Genomic DNA, 17352 nt, shown 5'->3' with positions numbered 1-17352 from the left:
ATAATCCTTTGTCTCTTTAAGTCGTGAAGGTCTGCGTCGTCGCGCTTACTGGGCGACCTGGCCGAGCGTGTACGGCTTCGGCTGCTGGGCGGCGTGCGGGTGCTCGCTTCCGGTGTAGACCTTCAGCTTGCGGAGCTGGGCGCGGCCGATGGAGTTCTTCGGCAGCATTCCGCGGACGGCCTTCTCGACGGCGCGCACCGGGTTCTTCTCGAGGAGCTCCGAGTACGTGGTCGCCTTCAGTCCGCCCGGGTAGCCCGAGTGGCGGTAGGCCTTCTTCTGCAGAGCCTTCTGACCGGTCAGCGCGACCTTGTCGGCGTTGACGATGATGACGAAGTCACCGCTGTCCATGTGCGGGGCGAAGGTCGGCTTGTGCTTGCCGCGGAGGAGGGCGGCGGTGTGGCTGGCGAGACGGCCGAGCACGACATCGGTCGCGTCGATGACGACCCAGTCGCGCTGGATCTCGTCTGCCTTCGGGGAATAGGTGCGCGTCACAGTAGTGGCTGCTTTCTGTCTCGAACGGAGGTGTTCGTGAATCCCACTCCGTTGGTGGTTCGCTCGCGATGGCGTCGAACCGGACCGGTGGAGGGCTCACGTTCGTGCGTCCGGCCGCAGGGGCCCGGACACCAAAGGTCAATACTACGGGAGCCGGACACGCCCGGTCAAACCGGGAGGGAGATGCCCGCCTGCTGCTCGGAGACCTCCCACACCCGGGCGGCCTCCGCGGCATCGCGGAGCGGCGGATACGGTGTCTGCTCCGCCGGAGCACCCCCCAGGTGCCCGGGTCCGCTCGGGCCGTACATCCTGCCTCCTTCCGCATGCGGCCCCGTCGCCGCGAGCAGCGCGGGAAGCGCGGCCGTCTCCGGGGTGCCGACCAGGAGGCCGCGGGCGGACAGCCAGCGGATCATGCGGACCGCCCCGGTGTCCGCCGCGCGCCCGTACCCCGGCTGCGCTGCGAGCAGGTTGGTGGGAGCGACCCCGGGATGCGCGAGGTTGCTGCTGATGCCCCATCCGGCCGCCGCGCTCCGCCGATCGAGCTCCAGCCCGAACAGGCCGAGCGCGATCTTCGAGGAACGGTATGCCGCTTGGGCGCGATACGGCCGCTCGGCGCCGAGGTCGTGCCAGTCGATCGCGCCGCTCCTCGCGACGACGCTCACCTGCGATGTGACCCGCGCCCGCGCCTCCTGGAGCAGCGGGAAGAGGGCTCCCACGAGCGCGACGTGGCCGAGGTGGTTGGTGCCCCACTGCAGCTCGAAGCCGTCGACGGTGGTGCGGCGCTCCGGAGGCGTCATCAGCCCGGCGTTGTTGATGAGGATGTGGACCGGCTGCCCGTCCGCTCGCATCCCCTCGCCGAACGCGGCGACCGAGTCGAGCGAGGCCAGGTCGAGGTCACGAAGCACCAGCCGCGCGTCCGGGACGGTGGAGCGGATCCGATCCGCAACTGCAGCTCCCTTGGCTCGGTCGCGCACCGGCATGACGACCTCCGCGCCCGCCTGCGCAAGCCGTGCCGCGATGATCGTCCCCATGCCGTCGCTGGCCCCGGTGACGACGGCCCGTCTGCCGGTGAGCGGGGGGATGTCGATGTCGATCGTGCGTGCCACGGTGTTCTCCTTCGTTCGGTGACTCCACCCTGAACGCTCGGGCCATCCGTAGCCACGGCCCGGCGATCCGTGGTTACGGAGAGCGCCAGGCGGTAGACATGAGGGGTGATCGACCGTATCGGACTCGCCGAATTCCTCCGGACCCGGCGCGACCTGCTCCAGCCGGAGGACGTGGGCCTCCCGCGCGGCAGCCGCCGCCGCACGTCCGGGCTGCGGCGCGAGGAGGTGGCCGCCCTGGCGCACATGTCGGTCGACTACTACGCCCGGCTGGAGCGGGAGCGAGGTCCCCAGCCGTCCGAGCAGATGCTCGCCTCGATCGCTCAGGGGCTGCATCTCTCCCACGCGGAGCGCGATCACCTGTTCCGTCTCGCCGGCCACACCCCGCCCGCGCAGGGCTCGGAGAGCGAGCACGTGAGCCCCGGCCTGCTGCGCGTGCTCGATCGGCTCGACGACACCCCGGCCGAGATCGTGACCGAAGTGGGAGAGACGCTGCGGCAGAGCAGGATGGGCGTGGCCTTGACCGGCGATACGGCGTCGCTCCGCGGGCCGGAGCGCAGCCTGGGAGTGCGATGGTTCACCGACCCGGGTTCGCGCAGCCTGTACGCCCCTCGCGACCACGACTTCCTGAGCCGGATGTTCGCCTCCGGCCTGCGCGAGGTCGTGACAGCGCGCGGTCCCGGCTCGCGGGCGGCCGCTCTGGCGGACTACGTCCTCGACCGCAGTGCCGAGTTCCGGACGCTCTGGGCGGCGCACGAGGTCGGGCTCCGGCCGAAGGAGGTCAAGCATTTCACTCACCCGGAGGTCGGGGAACTCGAACTGCATTGCCAGCAGCTCGTCGACCCGGGTCACGCGCACTCGCTGCTCGTCTACACAGCGATACCCGGCAGCGAGTCCGCGGAGAAGCTGCGCCTGCTGTCGGTGATCGGAGACCAGACCCTCCAGGGCGGGCTGACCCGCACTCAGCCCCAGGGCTGAAACCTCGCCCGATCACGCGCACAATCGGCGGCCTCACCCTAGCGTTGCCCGTATGAGTCCGATCCTGACGCGCAGCCGGTGGCTGTTGGAGCCCGCCCTCGCCGTGACGTTCTTCGTGTTCTGGGCGCTGACGGAAGCGGGCCGCAACCAGCTCCTGCCGTCCGCCCTCCGCGCCACCGTTCCGTTCTGGGCCGCGCTGCTCGTGCTCGCGTGCGCCATCGGGCTCTCCCGGCTCAGTCCTGTCGCGGCCATGGCGACCGGGACCGCGGTGCTCATCGGGCAACTCCTCTTCCCGGCGGGGATCTTCCAGAACGCGGCCATCTACCTCGGTTATGCCGTCATCATCGTCGTCGTGGCCGCCACGGTGCACGGTCGCATGCGGGTCGTCGCCCTCGCCTTCGCCGTCGGGGCGGGAGTGTCCGTTGCGGGCCTCCTGTCCTGGGCCCAGGGGATCGGGCACACCGATGCTGCGATCCGAGTGACATTCTTCGTCGTCTGCGCCGGAGCGGCGGCGTTCGCCTGGGTCATCGGCACCCTCATCGGCGTCTGGATGCGCACGCGGTGGAGCGAGGAGGAGCTCGCGCGCACGACGGCCGAACTCCGCGTCGCGGAGGTCGAGACGATGGTCGCCGGCGAGAGGGAGCGCATCGCCCAGGACGTGCACGACATCATGGCGCACTCCCTGTCGGTCATCCTCGCCCAGGCGGACGGCGCTCGCCTGCTCGTGGACGAGCGCCCCGAATCCGTCGCGCCCTCGCTCGCGACCATTGCAGACACCGCGCGAGCGTCGTTGACCGAGGTCCGGGTGCTGATCGAGACCCTCGTCGGCAGTCCCGACGGACCCGTGCATCCCGGCGTGACCGATCTCGACGACCTGGTGGAGCGGATGTCCGACGCCGGCCTCGTGATCTCCGTCGAGCGGTTCGGCGGCGCCGTGGTACTCAGCGCGGCACAGGAACTCGCCGTCTACCGGATCGTCCAGGAGGGCCTCACCAACGCGCTCAAGCACGCTGGCACCGGTGCACGCGCGCGGCTGGCGTTGGACGAGCGAGAAGACGGCATCGCCCTGTCCCTGGCATCCCGGCCCTCGGTTCCTCGGGATGCCCCTCCGCCCAACCCAGCGGGCCGCGGCCTCATCGGGATGCGCGAGCGCGCCCGGTTCGCCGGAGGCTGGCTCGACGCCGGCGAGGACGAGGACCAGCCGGGCGGGTATCTCGTGACGGCCTACATCCCGGCGACCGGCCGGAATGCGGTGACCGCATGATCCGGGTCGCGATCGCCGACGACCAGCCGCTGTTCTGCACGGGGCTGCAGATGATGATCGAGTCGCAACCCGATCTCGAGTTCGCAGGCAGCGCCCCGGACGGCCTGCAGGCGATGCAACTGGCCCGCTCGGCACGACCGGATGTGCTGCTCATGGACATCCGGATGCCGGTGCTGGATGGCATCGCAGCGACAGAGGGCATCCGGCGGGAAAACGCGGAACCACTCCCCCGCATCGTCGTCCTCACGACCTTCGAACGCGACGAGGCGGTCGCCGCGGCGCTTCGAGCGGGAGCGGACGGCTTCGTGCTGAAAGATGCGACGCCGGAGTTCATCCTGGCGGCGATCCGCACCGTGCACGATGGTCATTCGGTCATCGCACCGAAGGCGACCACGGACCTGTTCCGCACGCTGGCCCGCCGCCGCCCGGAGGCGATCGACGCCCTGTCGGTCCGCGAGAAGGAGGTGTTCCTCCTCGCCGCCCGAGGCCTCAGCAACGGCGAGATCGGCCGGACGGCGTTCATCTCCGAGGCGACCGTCAAGTCGCACGTCCGCAGCATCCTCGCCAAGCTCAGGCTGGCGTCGCGCGTGCAACTGGTGGCGTTCGCCTACGAGAACGGGCTCGTGAGGTGAGCGGCTCTCACAGCTCGCGCATCGCGCGCGTTCGCTCCGCGCGGAGGGCCAGTTCCGCTCCCTCGGGGTAGCCGACCTCCATCAGCGTGAGGCCGCGGGCGGGCATCACCTTGAAGGCGCTGGTGCGCTGCTTCTCGTCGCGCAGCGCCACGAGGTCGCCTGCGTCGAGCTTGCCCTCACCGACCTCGACGCATGCCCCGACCAGCGCACGCACCATGCTGTGGCAGAACGCGTCGGCCGTGAGCTCGGCGACGAGCACGCCGTCGTCGTCGCGACGCCAGCTGAACGCCTGGAGAGTGCGGATGGTCGTGGCGCCTTCACGGGCCTTGCAGTAGCTGGCGAAGTCGTGGAGCCCGAGGAGTCCGTGGGCAGCCATGTCCATCGCATCCACGTCGAGGTCGGCTGACACCCAGGCGGTCCGGTGGCGCTGCAGCGGGTCACGGAGGGCCGCGCGGTCGGCGACGCGGTACTCGTAGCGTCGCCAGAGGGCCGAGAAACGCGCGTCGAACCCGTCGGGCGCGACGGTCGCGAACAGCACGACGACGTCGGACACCGGGCCCAGGATGCCGTTCAGCCGCCGGCCGAGCGCCTCCTCGGCGGATAGCGGCGGACGTTTCCCGTGTGGCTTCCGGAGGACCGCCTCCTGTGCCGGGGACAGATCGACGTGGGCGACCTGCCCGACGGCGTGCACCCCGGCATCCGTTCGACCCGCGACGGTCAGGAGCGGCGGCTCCCCCGCCCGCCGGAAGATCGTCGCGAGGGCGTCCTCCAACGTCCCCTGCACCGTCCGCAGCCCGGGCTGACGTCCCCAGCCGTTGAAGTCCGTGCCCTGGTAGGCGATGTCGAGGCGGTACCGCCGCACCTGATCGGCGGCCACAGGATCAGTAGGCACGCACGAGCCCCGTCTCGGCCTGCGTCGTCACGAACCCCATCCCCGTGTAGAGCCCTAGCGCACCGGTGGGATTCTCGGCGTCGACGTCGAGGACCACCTTGTCCCAGCCGCGCTGAGCGCACGCCTCGAGCACCGCTCGCAGCAGCGACGGCGCGATGCGTCTCCCCCGGTACGGCCGCGTCACGGCGACGGTGGACACGTACGCGCCCGTGAAGCCCTGTCCGGGCCAGTCGTCCTCGTTCACATCCGTGAGCAGGACGCCGGCGACCTCGTCGCCCGCGAGCGCGACGAACGAGAGCTCGGCGACGAACACTCCCGACACCAGTCCGTCGAACTGCTCGTCGCTCAGCGGCTGGCTGCCCCAGTGGTCCCGGAACGCGTCATCGCGCGCCGCATGGACGGCGGCGGCCAGCTCGCTCGTGTACGGGACGATCCGCACATCGATCGTCGGCGCCACCTCGGGGATGGGGTCGCGCAGGTCGCGTTCCATCGTCCGGAAGTACCGGGCCACCTCGAACCCGCCGGCGAGGAGCAGCCGCTCGCGATCCGGCGCGCGCCGGTCGGCGTAACCCACCAGCCAGCCCGGCAGCGCCTTGTCCGACGCGGCCAGCTTCTGCTCGCCCCGGGCACGCTGCCACGCCAGCAGCTCACGTCCGATCCCCTGGCCGCGGAACTCGGGATGCACGCCGCCGTTCATGAACTCACGCACCAGCGTCTCCTGCCGCGGCGGTTCCATCACGATGCCGACGGCGACGACCCGTCCGTCGCCGGTGACGGCCAGCAGCGAGTCGGCTTCCAGGTCGATGAAGCTGTAGCCCAGTTCCTCCTCGACCTCTTCGCGTGTCGTGACGTAGTTGGGGTGGTCCTGGGCGGCGATCGCGCGATACACCTCGTGCACCGCATCCACATCGGCCGCCGTCGCGGGGCGCCACTCGGCGATGAGGGGATGCTGCGGGCGGTAGGTCGGCGGCGCGGCGACCCGCTCGCGGAGCGGGCTCAGAGTGTCGTCGGTCATCCCTTCACCCTAGAGCCTCGCCTCCCGCCCCCGCCCGGCATCCGTGGGTCGCAACACGCCGTTTTGCGGTCGCCATAACGGCGTGTTGCGACCCACAGACGGCGGGAACGACGAAGGCCCCGCATCCGAGGATGCAGGGCCTTCGTGTGGAAAGGGGAGGGCGTTACGCCTTCGCCGCCTCGCTCTCGGCGTCGGTCTCACCGGCGGCGTCGGCGTCGGCGGTCGCGTCCTCGACGACCTCCGCCTCGGCGGCGGCGGTCTCGGTGCTGGTCTCCTCGGCCGGGGTCTCCTCGGTCGCGGTCTCCTCGGCGGGGGTCTCCTCGACCGGCGCAGCCTTGGGGGCGGCGGTGGTCTTGGACGACTTCACCTTCGGGGTGACGGGCTCGAGCACGAGCTCGATCTGCGCCATCGGCGCGTTGTCACCCTTGCGGAAGCCGAGCTTCGTGATGCGGGTGTAGCCGCCCTCACGCTCGGCGACCAGCGGCGCGATCTCGGTGAAGAGCTCGTGCACGACGGACTTGTCGCTGATCACGGCGAGCACGCGACGGCGGGCGTGCAGGTCGCCGCGCTTCGCGAACGTGATCAGGCGCTCGGCCACGGGACGCAGGCGCTTGGCCTTCGTCTCGGTGGTCTTGATGCTCTTGTGCGTGAAGAGCGCAGCGGCCAGGTTGGCGAGCATGAGGCGCTCGTGCGCCGGGCCGCCCCCGAGGCGGGGGCCCTTGGTGGGCTTAGGCATGATCGGTTATCTCCAGTGTTGAAAAGGTCTGATGGCTGAGTCGGGCGACGAGCCTCAGATGGTGGTGGACTCGTCCTCGTCGTAACCGCTGTAGAAGTGGGCGCCGTCGAACCCGGGGACCGAGTCCTTCAGCGACAGACCCATCTCCGTCAGCTTGTCCTTGACCTCATCCACCGACTTCTGACCGAAGTTGCGGATGTTCATGAGCTGCGTCTCCGACAGCGAGACGAGCTCGCTCACGGTGTTGATGCCCTCGCGCTTGAGGCAGTTGTACGAGCGGACCGAGAGGTCGAGGTCCTCGATCGGCATCGACAGCTCGGAGCTGAGGACGGCGTCGACCGGAGCCGGGCCGATCTCGATGCCCTCTGCGGCGCTGTTGAGCTCGCGAGCGAGACCGAACAGCTCGACCAGCGTGCGGCCGGCCGAGGCGATGGCGTCGCGCGGGCTGATCGCGGGCTTGGTCTCGACGTCGACCACGAGGCGGTCGAAGTCGGTGCGCTCACCGGCACGGGTGGCCTCGACGCGGTAGGTGACCTTCAGGACGGGCGAGTAGATCGAGTCGATCGGGATCTGGCCCGCCTCGCTGTACTCGTTGCGGTTCTGCTGGGCCGACACGTAGCCGCGGCCGCGCTCGATGGTCAGCTCGACCTCGAACTTCGCCTTGTCGTTGAGGGTCGCGATGACCAGCTCGGGGTTGTGGATCTCCACACCGGCCGGAGCCGAGATGTCGGCGGCGGTGACCTGACCGGCGCCGGTCTTGCGGAGGTACGCGGTGATGGGCTCGTCGTGCTCGCTGGAGACCACCAGACCCTTGATGTTCAGGATGATCTCGGTCACGTCCTCCTTGACGCCCGGAACGGTGCTGAACTCGTGCAGCACGCCGTCGATGCGGATGCTGGTGACAGCCGCGCCGGGGATGGAGGAGAGGAGGGTGCGGCGCAGGGAGTTGCCGAGGGTGTATCCGAAGCCGGGCTCCAGGGGCTCGATGACGAACCGCGAGCGGAACTCGGAGATGTTCTCTTCGGTGAGCGTAGGACGCTGTGCAATGAGCACTATTGATTCCTTTCGGCTGAATGTCCGCTATATGACATTCGCTTCTACTGGGGTGGGTTTCGTCACGCCGTCAGGCGGCGGCCCGAATGGACCGCCGCCTGCGGCGGACGAGAAGAGAACTCAGACGCGACGGCGCTTGGGCGGGCGGCAACCGTTGTGCGCCTGCGGGGTGACGTCGTTGATCGAGCCGACCTCGAGGCCGGCGGCCTGGAGGGAGCGGATCGCCGTCTCGCGACCCGAACCCGGGCCCTTGACGAAGACGTCGACCTTCTTCATGCCGTGCTCCTGCGCCTGACGCGCGGCCGACTCGGCGGCGAGCTGCGCCGCGAACGGGGTCGACTTGCGGGAGCCCTTGAATCCGACGCCGCCGGACGAGGCCCAGCTGATCACGGCACCGGTGGTGTCGGTGATCGAGACGATCGTGTTGTTGAACGTGCTCTTGATGTGGGCCTGGCCCACAGCAATGTTCTTCTTTTCCTTCTTGCGCGGCTTGCGAGCGGCCGACTTGGGTGCTGCCATTTCTTCTCCTGAATCCTAAGAGCGTGGGGCCGCGGGCCTTAGCGCGCCTTCTTCTTGCCGGCCACGGTGCGCTTCGGACCCTTGCGGGTACGAGCGTTGGTCTTGGTGCGCTGGCCGCGGACCGGGAGGCCCTTACGGTGGCGGATACCCTCGTAGCTGCCGATCTCGACCTTGCGGCGGATGTCGGCGGCGACCTCGCGGCGCAGGTCACCCTCCACCTTGAAGTTGCCCTCGATGTAGTCGCGGAGAGCGACGAGCTGCTCGTCGGTCAGGTCCTTGACGCGGATGTCGCCCGAGATCTCGGTCTCGCGCAGAGTCTGGAGGGCGCGGGTGCGGCCGACTCCATAGATGTAGGTGAGTGCGACCTCGACGCGCTTCTCGCGCGGGATGTCGACGCCTGCTAGACGTGCCATGTGTTGGCTTCTCCTGTGATGAGTGGAGGTCTGCAGCGATCCCGGTGCCCCGGCCTCCTCCGAGGGTGTCCCCCGTGTCCGTCTCCGGACGCGGGTTCTGGCATCGCCTGTTCTTCTATTCGGTTATGACTGCGTTCAGCCCTGGCGCTGCTTGTGGCGCGGGTTCTCGCAGATGACCATGACCCGGCCGTTGCGGCGGATGACCTTGCACTTGTCGCAGATCCTCTTGACCGAGGGGTTGACCTTCATAAGTGTTTCTTACCTTTGTTCGCTGTCCTCGTACCTCACCCGGGGCTACCCGTTGGGTGGGGCCGTTACTTACAGCAGACCTTTACTTGTAGCGGTAGACGATCCGGCCGCGGGTCAGATCGTAAGGGCTCAGCTCCACGATCACGCGGTCCTCGGGGAGGATGCGGATGTAGTGCTGGCGCATCTTGCCGGAGATGTGGGCAAGAACCTTGTGACCGTTCGTCAACTCCACGCGGAACATCGCGTTGGGAAGAGCCTCGATCACGGATCCTTCGATCTCGATGACACCGTCTTTTTTGGCCATAGCCTCACTGTCGCTAAAAGTCGTGGTTTGCTGGTCGTGCGTTGATCGGCGGAAGGCACGTGAGAACGCGCCTAAGACACCAAGGATCTATCTTATGGGAAAGGGCGCGAATCCGCCAATCCGAGTGTATGATCCTCCGCCGCTCTGGGCGAACACCGTGATCCGGGCGCCCATCAGGCGATCGGAACCGGCGTCACACCGAACGGGGCGAGGCCGGCGGCCCCGCCGTCGCTCGCGGTGAGCACCCAGATGCCGTCCGCGTGGACGGCGACGCTGTGCTCCCAGTGGGCGGCCGCCGAGCCGTCCTCCGTCGCGACGGTCCAGCCGTCGTCCTTGACGTAGGTCTCCTGCGATCCGAGCACGACCATCGGCTCGATCGCGACGACGAGCCCAGGGCGCACCTCCGGCCCCTTGGCGCGCACGCGGTAGTTGAACACCGGCGGCTCCTCGTGCATGCGGCGCCCGATGCCGTGGCCGATGTAGTCGGTCAGGATGCCGTAGTCGCCCAGCGCCGAGATGTAGTCCTCGATCGCCTCACCCACGTCGTTGAGGTAGCGGGCGGACGCCAGGGTCGCGATACCGCGCCACAGCGACTGCTCCGTCACCTCTGAGAGGCGGGTGCGCTCGGCCACGAGTTCGGGATGCGCGGGATCGGGCAGCACGAAAGTGCGCGCCGCATCCCCGTTCCAGCCCCCCAGGATCGCGCCGCTGTCGACCGACAGGATGTCGCCGGGCTCGAGAATGCGCTGACCGGGGATCCCGTGCACCACCTCGTCGTTCACCGACGCGCAGATCGTGTGATGGTAGCCGGGCTCCAACTGGAAGTTCGACGAACCGCCCGCATCCACGATCGCGCGCTCGGCGATCGCGTCGAGCTCGAGGGTGGACACGCCGGGAGCGACCGCCGCCGCGACCGCTTCGAGAGACGCGGCCGTCGCGCGCCCGGGCGCGACCATGTCGCGGAGTTGAGCGGGCGTCTTGTAGATCGACCTCTTGAAGACCACTTCTAGGCCACGGACTCGCCGGTGGACGCGCCTGCGCCCGCGACCGGGACGATGCCGCGCTCGGCGAGGGCGGAGGTGATCCGCTCCGCGACCTCGTCCATCGCACCCAGGCCGTCGACCGGCACGAGGAGACCGCGCTCGCGGTACACGTCGATCAGCGGCGAGGTCTCGCGCACGTACACCTGCTGGCGGTGGCGGATGGCCTCTTCCGAGTCGTCCGCTCGACCCTGTTCGTGAGCCCGCTTGGTCAGGCGCTGCACGATCTCGTCCTGGTCGGCCGTCAGCTGGATGACCGCATCCAGCTTCTGCCCCTTGCCGGCGAGGAGCTCGTCGAGGTAGTCGACCTGCGCGAGCGTCCGCGGGTACCCGTCGAGCAGGAAGCCGTTCTTGGCGTCCTCCTCATCGAGCCGGTCCGCGACCAGCTGGTTGGTGAGCGTGTCCGGGACGTAGTCGCCCGCGTCGACGATGGCCTTGACCTGCTTGCCGAGCGGCGTCTCGTTCTTGATGTTGGCCCGGAAGATGTCGCCCGTGGAGATGTCGGGGATCCCGTAGGCGGTGGTGATGCGGGAGGCCTGAGTGCCCTTGCCCGCTCCGGGGGGTCCGACGATCAGCATTCGGGTCAACGCAGAAGCCCTTCGTAATGCCGCTGCTGAAGCTGGGAGTCGATCTGCTTGACCGTCTCCAGCCCGACACCGACGATGATCAGGATGGACGTGCCGCCGAACATGAAGTTCTGGCTTGCGCCGATCAACGCGAAGGCGACCAATGGGATCAGCGCGATGATGCCCAGATAGAAGGATCCGGGCAGGGTCACCCGCGTGAGCACGTAATCGAGGTACTCGGCCGTCGGACGGCCCGCGCGGATGCCGGGGATGAAGCCGCCGTACTTCTTCATGTTGTCCGCGACCTCCTCCGGGTTGAAGGTGATCGCCACGTAGAAGTAGGTGAACCCGACGATCAGGAGGAAGTACAGCAGCATGTACAGCGGGTGGTCGCCCTTGGTCAGGTAGTTCGTGATCCACGTGACCCACGGCGCCGGTGCCTTGCCGGCGGCCGGCTGGTTGAACTGGGCGATGAGCGCCGGCAGGTACAGCAGCGACGACGCGAAGATGACGGGTACGACGCCGGCCATGTTGACCTTGATCGGGATGTACGTGTTGTTGCCGCCGTAGGTCCGTCGCCCGACCATGCGTTTCGCGTATTGCACGGGGATGCGCCGCTGCGACTGCTCGACGAAGACGACGCCCATGACGATGAGCAACCCGATCGCGATCACGACCAGCAGGATCTCGATGCCCTGCGACTGGCCGACCGCCCAGAGGGAGGACGGGAACTGCGCGGCGATCGAGGTGAAGATGAGGAGCGACATGCCGTTGCCGATGCCGCGCTCGGTGACGAGCTCGCCCATCCACATGATGAGGCCCGTGCCGGCGGTCATGGTGACGACCATGAGCATGATCGCGTACCAGGAGTCGTCCGTGATCAGCTGCGTGCATTGGGAGACGGCGGTGGTGCCGAACAGCGCGCCGCTGCGGGCGACGGTGATGAGGGTCGTCGACTGGAGGACGCCCAGCGCGATGGTGAGGTAGCGCGTGTACTGCGTGAGCTTGGCCTGGCCGGCCTGGCCCTCCTTGTAGAGGGTCTCGAAGCGCGGGATGACCACGCGCAGCAGCTGCACGATGATCGACGCGGTGATGTACGGCATGATGCCGAGCGCGAAGATCGAGAGCTTGAGGAGGGCACCGCCGGAGAACAGATTCACCAGCGAATACAGGCCGGAAGTGTCCTGATTAGCGTTCAGACATGTCTGGACGTTGCCGAAATCGACGAATGGCGCAGGGATGAAGGATCCCAGCCGGAACAGGGCGATGATGCCCAGCGTGAAGAAGATCTTCCGGCGAAGATCCGGGGTGCGGAAGATCCGCCCAACGGCGCTAAACAATCCTGCGTCCTGCTTTCCTAAGAGTCAGTCGGGTGGCCGGTTCCCCGGCCACCCGACTCAGCTGCTCTGCGGATGACTACTTGACGGAGCCACCTGCGGCGACGATCTTCTGCTCAGCAGAGCCGGAGACCTTGTCGACCGCAACGTTCAGCTTAACCGCAATGTCCCCGTTGCCGAGAACCTTGACCTTCTCGTTCTTGCGAACGGCACCCTTGGCGACCAGGTCGGCGACGGTGACGTCACCGCCCGACGGGTACAGCTCGGCGAGCTTCTCCAGGTTCACGACCTGGTACTCGACGCGGAACGGGTTCTTGAAGCCGCGCAGCTTCGGCGCACGCATGTGCAGGGGAAGCTGGCCGCCCTGGAAGCCCGGACGCACCTGGTAGCGCGCCTTGGTTCCCTTGGTACCGCGACCGGCCGTCTTACCCTTGGAGCCCTCACCGCGTCCGACGCGGGTCTTCTCCTTCTTGGCGCCGGCGGCGGGGCGGAGGTGGTGCACCTTCAGGACCTGCTCGCGCGGGGCGGCGACGTCCTTCTTGGCGGAGGACTTCGCGGCCGGCTTTGCGGCCACGGTGTCGTCCGTGCTGGAGGCGGCGGCCTTGTCGGCAGCGGCCGGAGCCGACGCCTTCTTGGCCGGAGCCTTCTTCGCGGTGCTGGTCTTCTCGGCGGCCGGCTTGTCAGCGGCAGCCTTCGTGCTCGCGGCCTTGGTCGCGGGCTTCTTGGCGGCCGGCTTCTCAGCGGCCTCTGTGGTGGCCTTCTCTTCAGCCATTAGTCAATCTCCTCGACCTTCACCAGGTGAGCGACGGTGTTGACGTACCCACGGTTCTGCGGGTTGTCCTCGCGGACGACGACGTCACCGATGCGCTTCAGTCCCAGACTGCGCAGCGTGTCGCGCTGGTACTGCTTCTCGCTCACTTTCGACTTGATCTGCGTGATCTTCAGACGCGCAGCCATCAGGCACCTGCCTTCGCGGTCGCGGCGGCCTCGGCCAGCGCTGCCTCGGTGCGAAGCAGGCGCGCCGGGGCGACCTGGTCGTAGTCGAGACCACGGCGAGCTGCGACGGCGCGGGGCTCCTCGAGCTGCTTCAGCGCCTCGACGGTCGCGTGCACGATGTTGATCGTGTTGGACGAACCGAGCGACTTGCTCAGCACGTCGTGGATGCCGGCGCACTCCAGGACGGCGCGCACCGGACCACCGGCGATAACACCGGTACCGGCGGCGGCCGGACGCAGGAGGACGACACCGGCGGCGGCCTCACCCTGCACCGGGTGCGGGATGGTGTTGCCGACGCGCGGGACGCGGAAGAAGTTCTTCTTCGCCTCCTCGACGCCCTTCGAGATCGCCAGCGGCACCTCACGGGCCTTGCCGTAGCCGACGCCCACCAGGCCGTTGCCGTCGCCGACGACCACGAGAGCGGTGAAGCTGAAGCGACGACCACCCTTCACGACCTTCGAGACGCGGTTGATGGTGACGACGCGCTCCAGGAACTGGCTCTTGTCGGCGTCACGGCTGCCACGGTCGCGGTTGGGGTTGCGCTCGCGGCCACCACGGCGCGGCTCGCGCTCGCTCCGGGTGTTGTTGTCGGTGCCCGCAGCGGTCTCCACCGGCTGCGCGCTGTCCGTTACCTGATCGGCCACGGTCTGCTCCTTGTTGTTCTCGTCGCTCACAGGTTCAGTCCACCCTCTCGAGCTCCCTCGGCGACAGCGGCGACGCGGCCCGCGTACTTGCTGCCTCCACGGTCGAACACGACGGCGTCGACACCGGCGCTCTTCGCGCGCTCGGCGACGAGCTCTCCGACCTTGCGGGCCTTGGCGGTCTTGTCACCGTCGAAGGTGCGCAGGTCCGCTTCCATGGTCGACGCGGACGCCAGCGTGTGGCCCTGCGCGTCGTCGACGACCTGCACGAAGACGTGGCGGGCCGAACGGGTCACGACCAGGCGCGGACGGACCGCGGTGCCCTCGATCTTCTTGCGAAGGCGGGTGTGACGGCGGTCGCGAGCGGCCGCCTTGCTCTTTCCTCTGGTACCCAGAGCCATGATTACTTACCAGCCTTTCCGGCCTTGCGACGAACGACCTCGCCGGCGTAGCGCACGCCCTTGCCCTTGTACGGCTCGGGCTTGCGGATCTTGCGGATGTTCGCGGCGACCTCACCGACGGCCTGCTTGTCGATCCCGGCCACGGTCAGGCGGTTGTTGCCCTCGACCGTGAACGTGATGCCAGCCGGCGGCTCGACGGTCACCGGGTGCGAGAAGCCGAGCGCGAACTCGACGGCCGAGCCCTTCTGGACGACGCGGTAACCGGTGCCGACGATCTCCAGGCCCTTGGAGTAGCCCTGGGTGACGCCGATGATCTGGTTGTTGATGAGGGTGCGGGTCAGGCCGTGCAGCGAACGCGAAGCGCGCTCGTCGTCCGGACGGGTAACCAGGACCTGGTTCTCCTCCAGCTTGACCTCGATGGGCTCAGCGACGGTGAGGCTGAGCTCACCCTTCGGGCCCTTGACGGTGACGGCCTGGCCGTCGATCTTCACATCGACCCCGGTCGGGATGTCGATGGGCAGTCTTCCAATACGCGACATGGCGGATTACCACACGTAGGCGAGGACTTCCCCACCCACGCCCTTCTTCTCAGCCTGGCGGTCCGTGAGCAGACCGGAGGAGGTGGACAGGATGGCGACGCCGAGCCCGCCGAGCACCTTGGGGAGCTCCGTGGACTTCGCGTAGACGCGAAGGCCGGGCTTCGACACGCGCTTGATACCGGCGATGGAACGCTCGCGGTTCGGTCCGAACTTGAGCTGCAGGGTCAGCGTCTTGCCGACGCGGGCGTCGGTGACGTCCCAGCCGGAGATGTAGCCCTCCTTGGTGAGGATCTCGGCGATGTGGGCCTTGAGCTTCGAGTGCGGCATCGACACGGTGTCGTGGTGAGCCGAGTTCGCGTTGCGCAGTCTGGTCAGCATGTCTGCGACCGGATCTGTCATGGTCATTTCGGTTTTCCTTACGGTCACCAGGTTTCGTTCAGCCGGTACACGACTGACGACCTGTGGTGGAAGCGGGCCGGCCGGACGGCCGGCCCGCAGGTGGGCCTAGTTGGCCGCGTCGTTGGAACGGAACGGGAAGCCGAGCTGCTTGAGCAGTGCGCGGCCCTCGTCGTCGTTCTTGGCGGTGGTCACCACAGTGATGTCCATGCCGCGGACGCGGTCGATGCGGTCCTGGTTGATCTCGTGGAACATCGACTGCTCCGTGAGACCGAACGTGTAGTTGCCGTTCCCGTCGAACTGCTTGTCGCTGAGGCCGCGGAAGTCGCGGATTCGCGGAAGCGCGAGCGTGAGGAGACGGTCGAGGAACTCCCACATGCGGTCGCCGCGCAGCGTGACGTGCGCGCCGATCGGCTGACCCTCGCGCAGCTTGAACTGCGCGATGGACTTGCGGGCCTTCGTGACCTGGGGCTTCTGACCGGTGATCAGGGTGAGGTCGTTGACCGCACCGTCGATCACCTTGCCGTCACGAGCCGCCTCGCCGACACCCATGTTGACGACGATCTTCACCAGACCGGGCACCTGGTGCACGTTGGTGAAGCCGAAGTCGCCCTGGAGCTGCTGGGAGATCTCGTTCTTGTACTTCTGCTTCAGGCGCGGCTGGATTTTGCCAGCAGCGGTTGCAGTGTCGGTCATTACAGGTCCTTACCAGACTTCTTGGCGTAACGAACGCGGACCGTCTTGGTGACGCCGTCCTTCGTGACACTCTCTTCGCGGAAGCCGACGCGGGTCGGCTTCTTGGTCTCGGGGTCGACCAGCGCCACGTTCGAGACGTGGATCGGGGCCTCGTGGGTCTCGATTCCGCCGGTCTTCGTGCCACGCTGCGTCTGGCCGACGCGCACGTGCTTCGTCACGAAGTTGACGCCCTCGACGATGACACGGTTCTGCTCGACGAGAACCTCGATGACGCGACCCTGCTTGCCACGGTCACCACCGCGGGCCTGCGAACGGCCCGAGATGACCTGGACCAGGTCGCCCTTCTTGATGTTCGCCATGGGTTACAGCACCTCCGGTGCGAGCGAGATGATCTTCATGAACTTCTTGTCGCGGAGCTCGCGGCCGACCGGTCCGAAGATGCGCGTGCCGCGGGGGTCACCGTCGTTCTTCAGGATGACAGCGGCGTTCTCGTCGAACTTGATGTAGGAGCCGTCCGGGCGGCGGGTGTTCTTGCGAACACGCACGACGACCGCCTTGACGACGTCGCCCTTCTTGACGTTCCCACCCGGGATCGCGTCCTTGACCGTGGCGACGATGACATCGCCGAGGCCGGCGTAGCGACGGCTGGAGCCGCCGAGCACGCGGATCGCGAGGAGCTCCTTGGCGCCGGTGTTGTCGGCGACCTTGAGTCGGGATTCCTGCTGGATCACTTGGCCTTCTCCAGAATCTCAACCAGGCGCCAGCGCTTGCTGGCGCTCAGGGGACGGGTCTCGTTGATGAGAACGAGGTCGCCGATGCCGGCGGTGTTGTTCTCGTCGTGCGCCTTCACCTTGGAGGTGCGGCGGATGACCTTGCCGTACAGGGGGTGCTTCACGCGGTCCTCGACCTCGACGACGATGGTCTTGTCCATCTTGTCGCTGACGACGTAACCGCGACGGGCCTTGCGGTACCCGCGGACGAGGGCCTCGTCGGCCGCCGACTCCGCGGCCGCGGCCTTGGTGGTCTCAGCCATTACTTGGCCTCCTCATTCGTGGTGTCGACCTCGGCCTCGGCGGCCGCCGACTCCGCG

The 17352-nt window shown here is 67.9% G+C and carries 26 protein-coding genes; 3 read left to right on the top strand and 23 right to left on the bottom strand.

The genetic code is table 11. From position 1 onward, the window contains the following. Positions 1-45: 45 nt before the first annotated feature. Together rplM and BLR91_RS03480 are read right to left on the bottom strand one after the other, a co-directional pair. The gene (gene rplM, locus BLR91_RS03485) at positions 46-492 is read right to left on the bottom strand and encodes a 50S ribosomal protein L13 (RefSeq protein WP_018191935.1); all 447 of its coding nucleotides are present in this window, start codon (positions 490-492) and stop codon (positions 46-48) included. A 167-nt stretch (positions 493-659) separates the two neighbouring features. After that, complete coding sequence (locus BLR91_RS03480; protein WP_089877056.1) at positions 660-1598, bottom strand: SDR family oxidoreductase; 939 nt, start codon at positions 1596-1598, stop codon at positions 660-662. A gap of 105 nt (positions 1599-1703) precedes the next feature. On the opposite strand from BLR91_RS03480, the gene BLR91_RS03475 reads away from it, so the two are divergent. From BLR91_RS03475 to BLR91_RS03465, 3 genes are read left to right on the top strand one after another with little or no spacing between them, the layout of a single operon-like run. Then, positions 1704-2573 (top strand): helix-turn-helix transcriptional regulator, encoded by an 870-nt coding sequence (locus tag BLR91_RS03475; RefSeq protein WP_089877058.1) that lies wholly within the window; start codon positions 1704-1706, stop codon positions 2571-2573. Between the two features lie 52 nt (positions 2574-2625). Continuing rightward, on the top strand, positions 2626-3837 hold the full coding sequence (locus tag BLR91_RS03470; RefSeq protein WP_089877060.1) for a sensor histidine kinase: 1212 nt from the start codon (positions 2626-2628) through the stop codon (positions 3835-3837). Further along, positions 3834-4469: a response regulator transcription factor gene (locus BLR91_RS03465; protein WP_089877062.1), complete on the top strand. Its 636-nt coding sequence runs from the start codon at positions 3834-3836 to the stop codon at positions 4467-4469. Before BLR91_RS03470 ends, BLR91_RS03465 begins: the two co-directional genes overlap by 4 nt. A 7-nt stretch (positions 4470-4476) precedes the next feature. Here BLR91_RS03465 and truA read toward each other — a convergent pair whose 3' ends face one another. From truA to rpsQ, 21 genes are all read right to left on the bottom strand, one after another. After that, positions 4477-5346: a tRNA pseudouridine(38-40) synthase TruA gene (gene truA, locus BLR91_RS03460; protein ID WP_089877064.1), complete on the bottom strand. Its 870-nt coding sequence runs from the start codon at positions 5344-5346 to the stop codon at positions 4477-4479. Positions 5347-5350: 4 nt separating this feature from the next. After that, the gene (locus BLR91_RS03455) at positions 5351-6376 is read right to left on the bottom strand and encodes a GNAT family N-acetyltransferase (RefSeq protein ID WP_089877066.1); all 1026 of its coding nucleotides are present in this window, start codon (positions 6374-6376) and stop codon (positions 5351-5353) included. Positions 6377-6539: 163 nt separating this feature from the next. Continuing rightward, a complete protein-coding gene (gene rplQ / locus BLR91_RS03450) occupies positions 6540-7112 on the bottom strand; it encodes a 50S ribosomal protein L17 (RefSeq protein WP_089877068.1) in 573 nt (190 codons plus the stop codon). A gap of 54 nt (positions 7113-7166) precedes the next feature. Then, positions 7167-8165: a DNA-directed RNA polymerase subunit alpha gene (locus BLR91_RS03445; protein ID WP_018191943.1), complete on the bottom strand. Its 999-nt coding sequence runs from the start codon at positions 8163-8165 to the stop codon at positions 7167-7169. A 120-nt stretch (positions 8166-8285) separates the two neighbouring features. Continuing rightward, positions 8286-8684 (bottom strand): 30S ribosomal protein S11, encoded by a 399-nt coding sequence (rpsK, locus tag BLR91_RS03440; RefSeq protein WP_018191944.1) that lies wholly within the window; start codon positions 8682-8684, stop codon positions 8286-8288. A 38-nt stretch (positions 8685-8722) separates the two neighbouring features. Beyond that, the gene (gene rpsM / locus BLR91_RS03435; protein ID WP_018191945.1) at positions 8723-9097 is read right to left on the bottom strand and encodes a 30S ribosomal protein S13; all 375 of its coding nucleotides are present in this window, start codon (positions 9095-9097) and stop codon (positions 8723-8725) included. 135 nt (positions 9098-9232) lie between these two features. Further along, the gene (gene rpmJ, locus BLR91_RS03430) at positions 9233-9346 is read right to left on the bottom strand and encodes a 50S ribosomal protein L36 (RefSeq protein ID WP_018191946.1); all 114 of its coding nucleotides are present in this window, start codon (positions 9344-9346) and stop codon (positions 9233-9235) included. 82 nt (positions 9347-9428) lie between these two features. After that, positions 9429-9650 (bottom strand): translation initiation factor IF-1, encoded by a 222-nt coding sequence (infA, locus tag BLR91_RS03425; RefSeq protein WP_011186713.1) that lies wholly within the window; start codon positions 9648-9650, stop codon positions 9429-9431. 173 nt (positions 9651-9823) lie between these two features. Further along, positions 9824-10654: a type I methionyl aminopeptidase gene (map, locus tag BLR91_RS03420; RefSeq protein WP_089877070.1), complete on the bottom strand. Its 831-nt coding sequence runs from the start codon at positions 10652-10654 to the stop codon at positions 9824-9826. Positions 10655-10656: 2 nt separating this feature from the next. After that, positions 10657-11277, bottom strand: coding sequence for an adenylate kinase (locus BLR91_RS03415; RefSeq protein ID WP_029042970.1), 621 nt, complete (start codon positions 11275-11277; stop codon positions 10657-10659). Continuing rightward, positions 11274-12596 carry a preprotein translocase subunit SecY gene (secY, locus tag BLR91_RS03410; protein WP_018191949.1) on the bottom strand — a complete coding sequence of 441 codons (1323 nt, stop codon included), beginning with the start codon at positions 12594-12596 and terminating at the stop codon, positions 11274-11276. Before secY ends, BLR91_RS03415 begins: the two co-directional genes overlap by 4 nt. 76 nt (positions 12597-12672) lie before the next feature. Beyond that, positions 12673-13365, bottom strand: a complete 693-nt coding sequence (gene rplO / locus BLR91_RS20300) for a 50S ribosomal protein L15 (RefSeq protein ID WP_089877072.1) — start codon at positions 13363-13365, stop codon at positions 12673-12675. Beyond that, complete coding sequence (rpmD, locus tag BLR91_RS03400) at positions 13365-13550, bottom strand: 50S ribosomal protein L30 (protein WP_018191951.1); 186 nt, start codon at positions 13548-13550, stop codon at positions 13365-13367. The genes rplO and rpmD overlap by 1 nt, the downstream gene beginning before the upstream one ends. Then, entirely contained in the window at positions 13550-14263 is a 714-nt protein-coding gene (gene rpsE, locus BLR91_RS03395) for a 30S ribosomal protein S5 (protein ID WP_018191952.1), read from the bottom strand. Before rpsE ends, rpmD begins: the two co-directional genes overlap by 1 nt. Beyond that, entirely contained in the window at positions 14260-14631 is a 372-nt protein-coding gene (gene rplR, locus BLR91_RS03390; protein WP_018191953.1) for a 50S ribosomal protein L18, read from the bottom strand. Before rplR ends, rpsE begins: the two co-directional genes overlap by 4 nt. Positions 14632-14633: 2 nt before the next feature. Next, entirely contained in the window at positions 14634-15170 is a 537-nt protein-coding gene (gene rplF / locus BLR91_RS03385; protein WP_018191954.1) for a 50S ribosomal protein L6, read from the bottom strand. Between the two features lie 6 nt (positions 15171-15176). After that, the gene (gene rpsH, locus BLR91_RS03380) at positions 15177-15575 is read right to left on the bottom strand and encodes a 30S ribosomal protein S8 (RefSeq protein WP_018191955.1); all 399 of its coding nucleotides are present in this window, start codon (positions 15573-15575) and stop codon (positions 15177-15179) included. A gap of 99 nt (positions 15576-15674) precedes the next feature. Then, positions 15675-16262: a 50S ribosomal protein L5 gene (gene rplE / locus BLR91_RS03375; protein WP_018191956.1), complete on the bottom strand. Its 588-nt coding sequence runs from the start codon at positions 16260-16262 to the stop codon at positions 15675-15677. Continuing rightward, on the bottom strand, positions 16262-16621 hold the full coding sequence (gene rplX, locus BLR91_RS03370; protein ID WP_018191957.1) for a 50S ribosomal protein L24: 360 nt from the start codon (positions 16619-16621) through the stop codon (positions 16262-16264). The genes rplE and rplX overlap by 1 nt, the downstream gene beginning before the upstream one ends. Positions 16622-16624: 3 nt before the next feature. Then, a complete protein-coding gene (gene rplN / locus BLR91_RS03365; protein WP_018191958.1) occupies positions 16625-16993 on the bottom strand; it encodes a 50S ribosomal protein L14 in 369 nt (122 codons plus the stop codon). Further along, positions 16990-17295, bottom strand: a complete 306-nt coding sequence (rpsQ, locus tag BLR91_RS03360; RefSeq protein ID WP_018191959.1) for a 30S ribosomal protein S17 — start codon at positions 17293-17295, stop codon at positions 16990-16992. The genes rplN and rpsQ overlap by 4 nt, the downstream gene beginning before the upstream one ends. Positions 17296-17352: the final 57 nt, after the last annotated feature.

This window comes from Leifsonia sp. 466MF, assembly GCF_900100265.1.
Taxonomy (GTDB): Bacteria; Actinomycetota; Actinomycetes; order Actinomycetales; family Microbacteriaceae; genus Leifsonia.
The sequence above is the reverse complement of the archived record's forward strand: the minus strand, read 5'-3'. Positions and strand labels throughout refer to the sequence as shown.

Bases quoted from the DNA above. Each gene is read 5' to 3' on its own strand.
- rpsQ (WP_018191959.1), bottom strand. From the start codon at position 17,295: ATGGCTGAGACCACCAAGGCCGCGGCCGCGGAGTCGGCGGCCGACGAG.
- rplO (WP_089877072.1), bottom strand. From the start codon at position 13,365: ATGGCTGAAGAGAAGGCCACCACAGAGGCCGCTGAGAAGCCGGCCGCC.
- rpmD (WP_018191951.1), bottom strand. From the start codon at position 13,550: ATGGCTGCGCGTCTGAAGATCACGCAGATCAAGTCGAAAGTGAGCGAG.
- BLR91_RS03455 (WP_089877066.1), bottom strand. From the start codon at position 6,376: ATGACCGACGACACTCTGAGCCCGCTCCGCGAGCGGGTCGCCGCGCCG.
- rplF (WP_018191954.1), bottom strand. From the start codon at position 15,170: ATGTCGCGTATTGGAAGACTGCCCATCGACATCCCGACCGGGGTCGAT.
- rplE (WP_018191956.1), bottom strand. From the start codon at position 16,262: ATGACCGACACTGCAACCGCTGCTGGCAAAATCCAGCCGCGCCTGAAG.
- rplR (WP_018191953.1), bottom strand. From the start codon at position 14,631: ATGGCTCTGGGTACCAGAGGAAAGAGCAAGGCGGCCGCTCGCGACCGC.
- BLR91_RS03465 (WP_089877062.1), top strand. From the start codon at position 3,834: ATGATCCGGGTCGCGATCGCCGACGACCAGCCGCTGTTCTGCACGGGG.
- rplQ (WP_089877068.1), bottom strand. From the start codon at position 7,112: ATGCCTAAGCCCACCAAGGGCCCCCGCCTCGGGGGCGGCCCGGCGCAC.
- rpmJ (WP_018191946.1), bottom strand. From the start codon at position 9,346: ATGAAGGTCAACCCCTCGGTCAAGAGGATCTGCGACAAGTGCAAGGTC.
- infA (WP_011186713.1), bottom strand. From the start codon at position 9,650: ATGGCCAAAAAAGACGGTGTCATCGAGATCGAAGGATCCGTGATCGAG.
- rpsH (WP_018191955.1), bottom strand. From the start codon at position 15,575: ATGACCATGACAGATCCGGTCGCAGACATGCTGACCAGACTGCGCAAC.
- BLR91_RS03470 (WP_089877060.1), top strand. From the start codon at position 2,626: ATGAGTCCGATCCTGACGCGCAGCCGGTGGCTGTTGGAGCCCGCCCTC.
- rplX (WP_018191957.1), bottom strand. From the start codon at position 16,621: ATGGCGAACATCAAGAAGGGCGACCTGGTCCAGGTCATCTCGGGCCGT.
- rpsK (WP_018191944.1), bottom strand. From the start codon at position 8,684: ATGGCAGCACCCAAGTCGGCCGCTCGCAAGCCGCGCAAGAAGGAAAAG.
- rpsM (WP_018191945.1), bottom strand. From the start codon at position 9,097: ATGGCACGTCTAGCAGGCGTCGACATCCCGCGCGAGAAGCGCGTCGAG.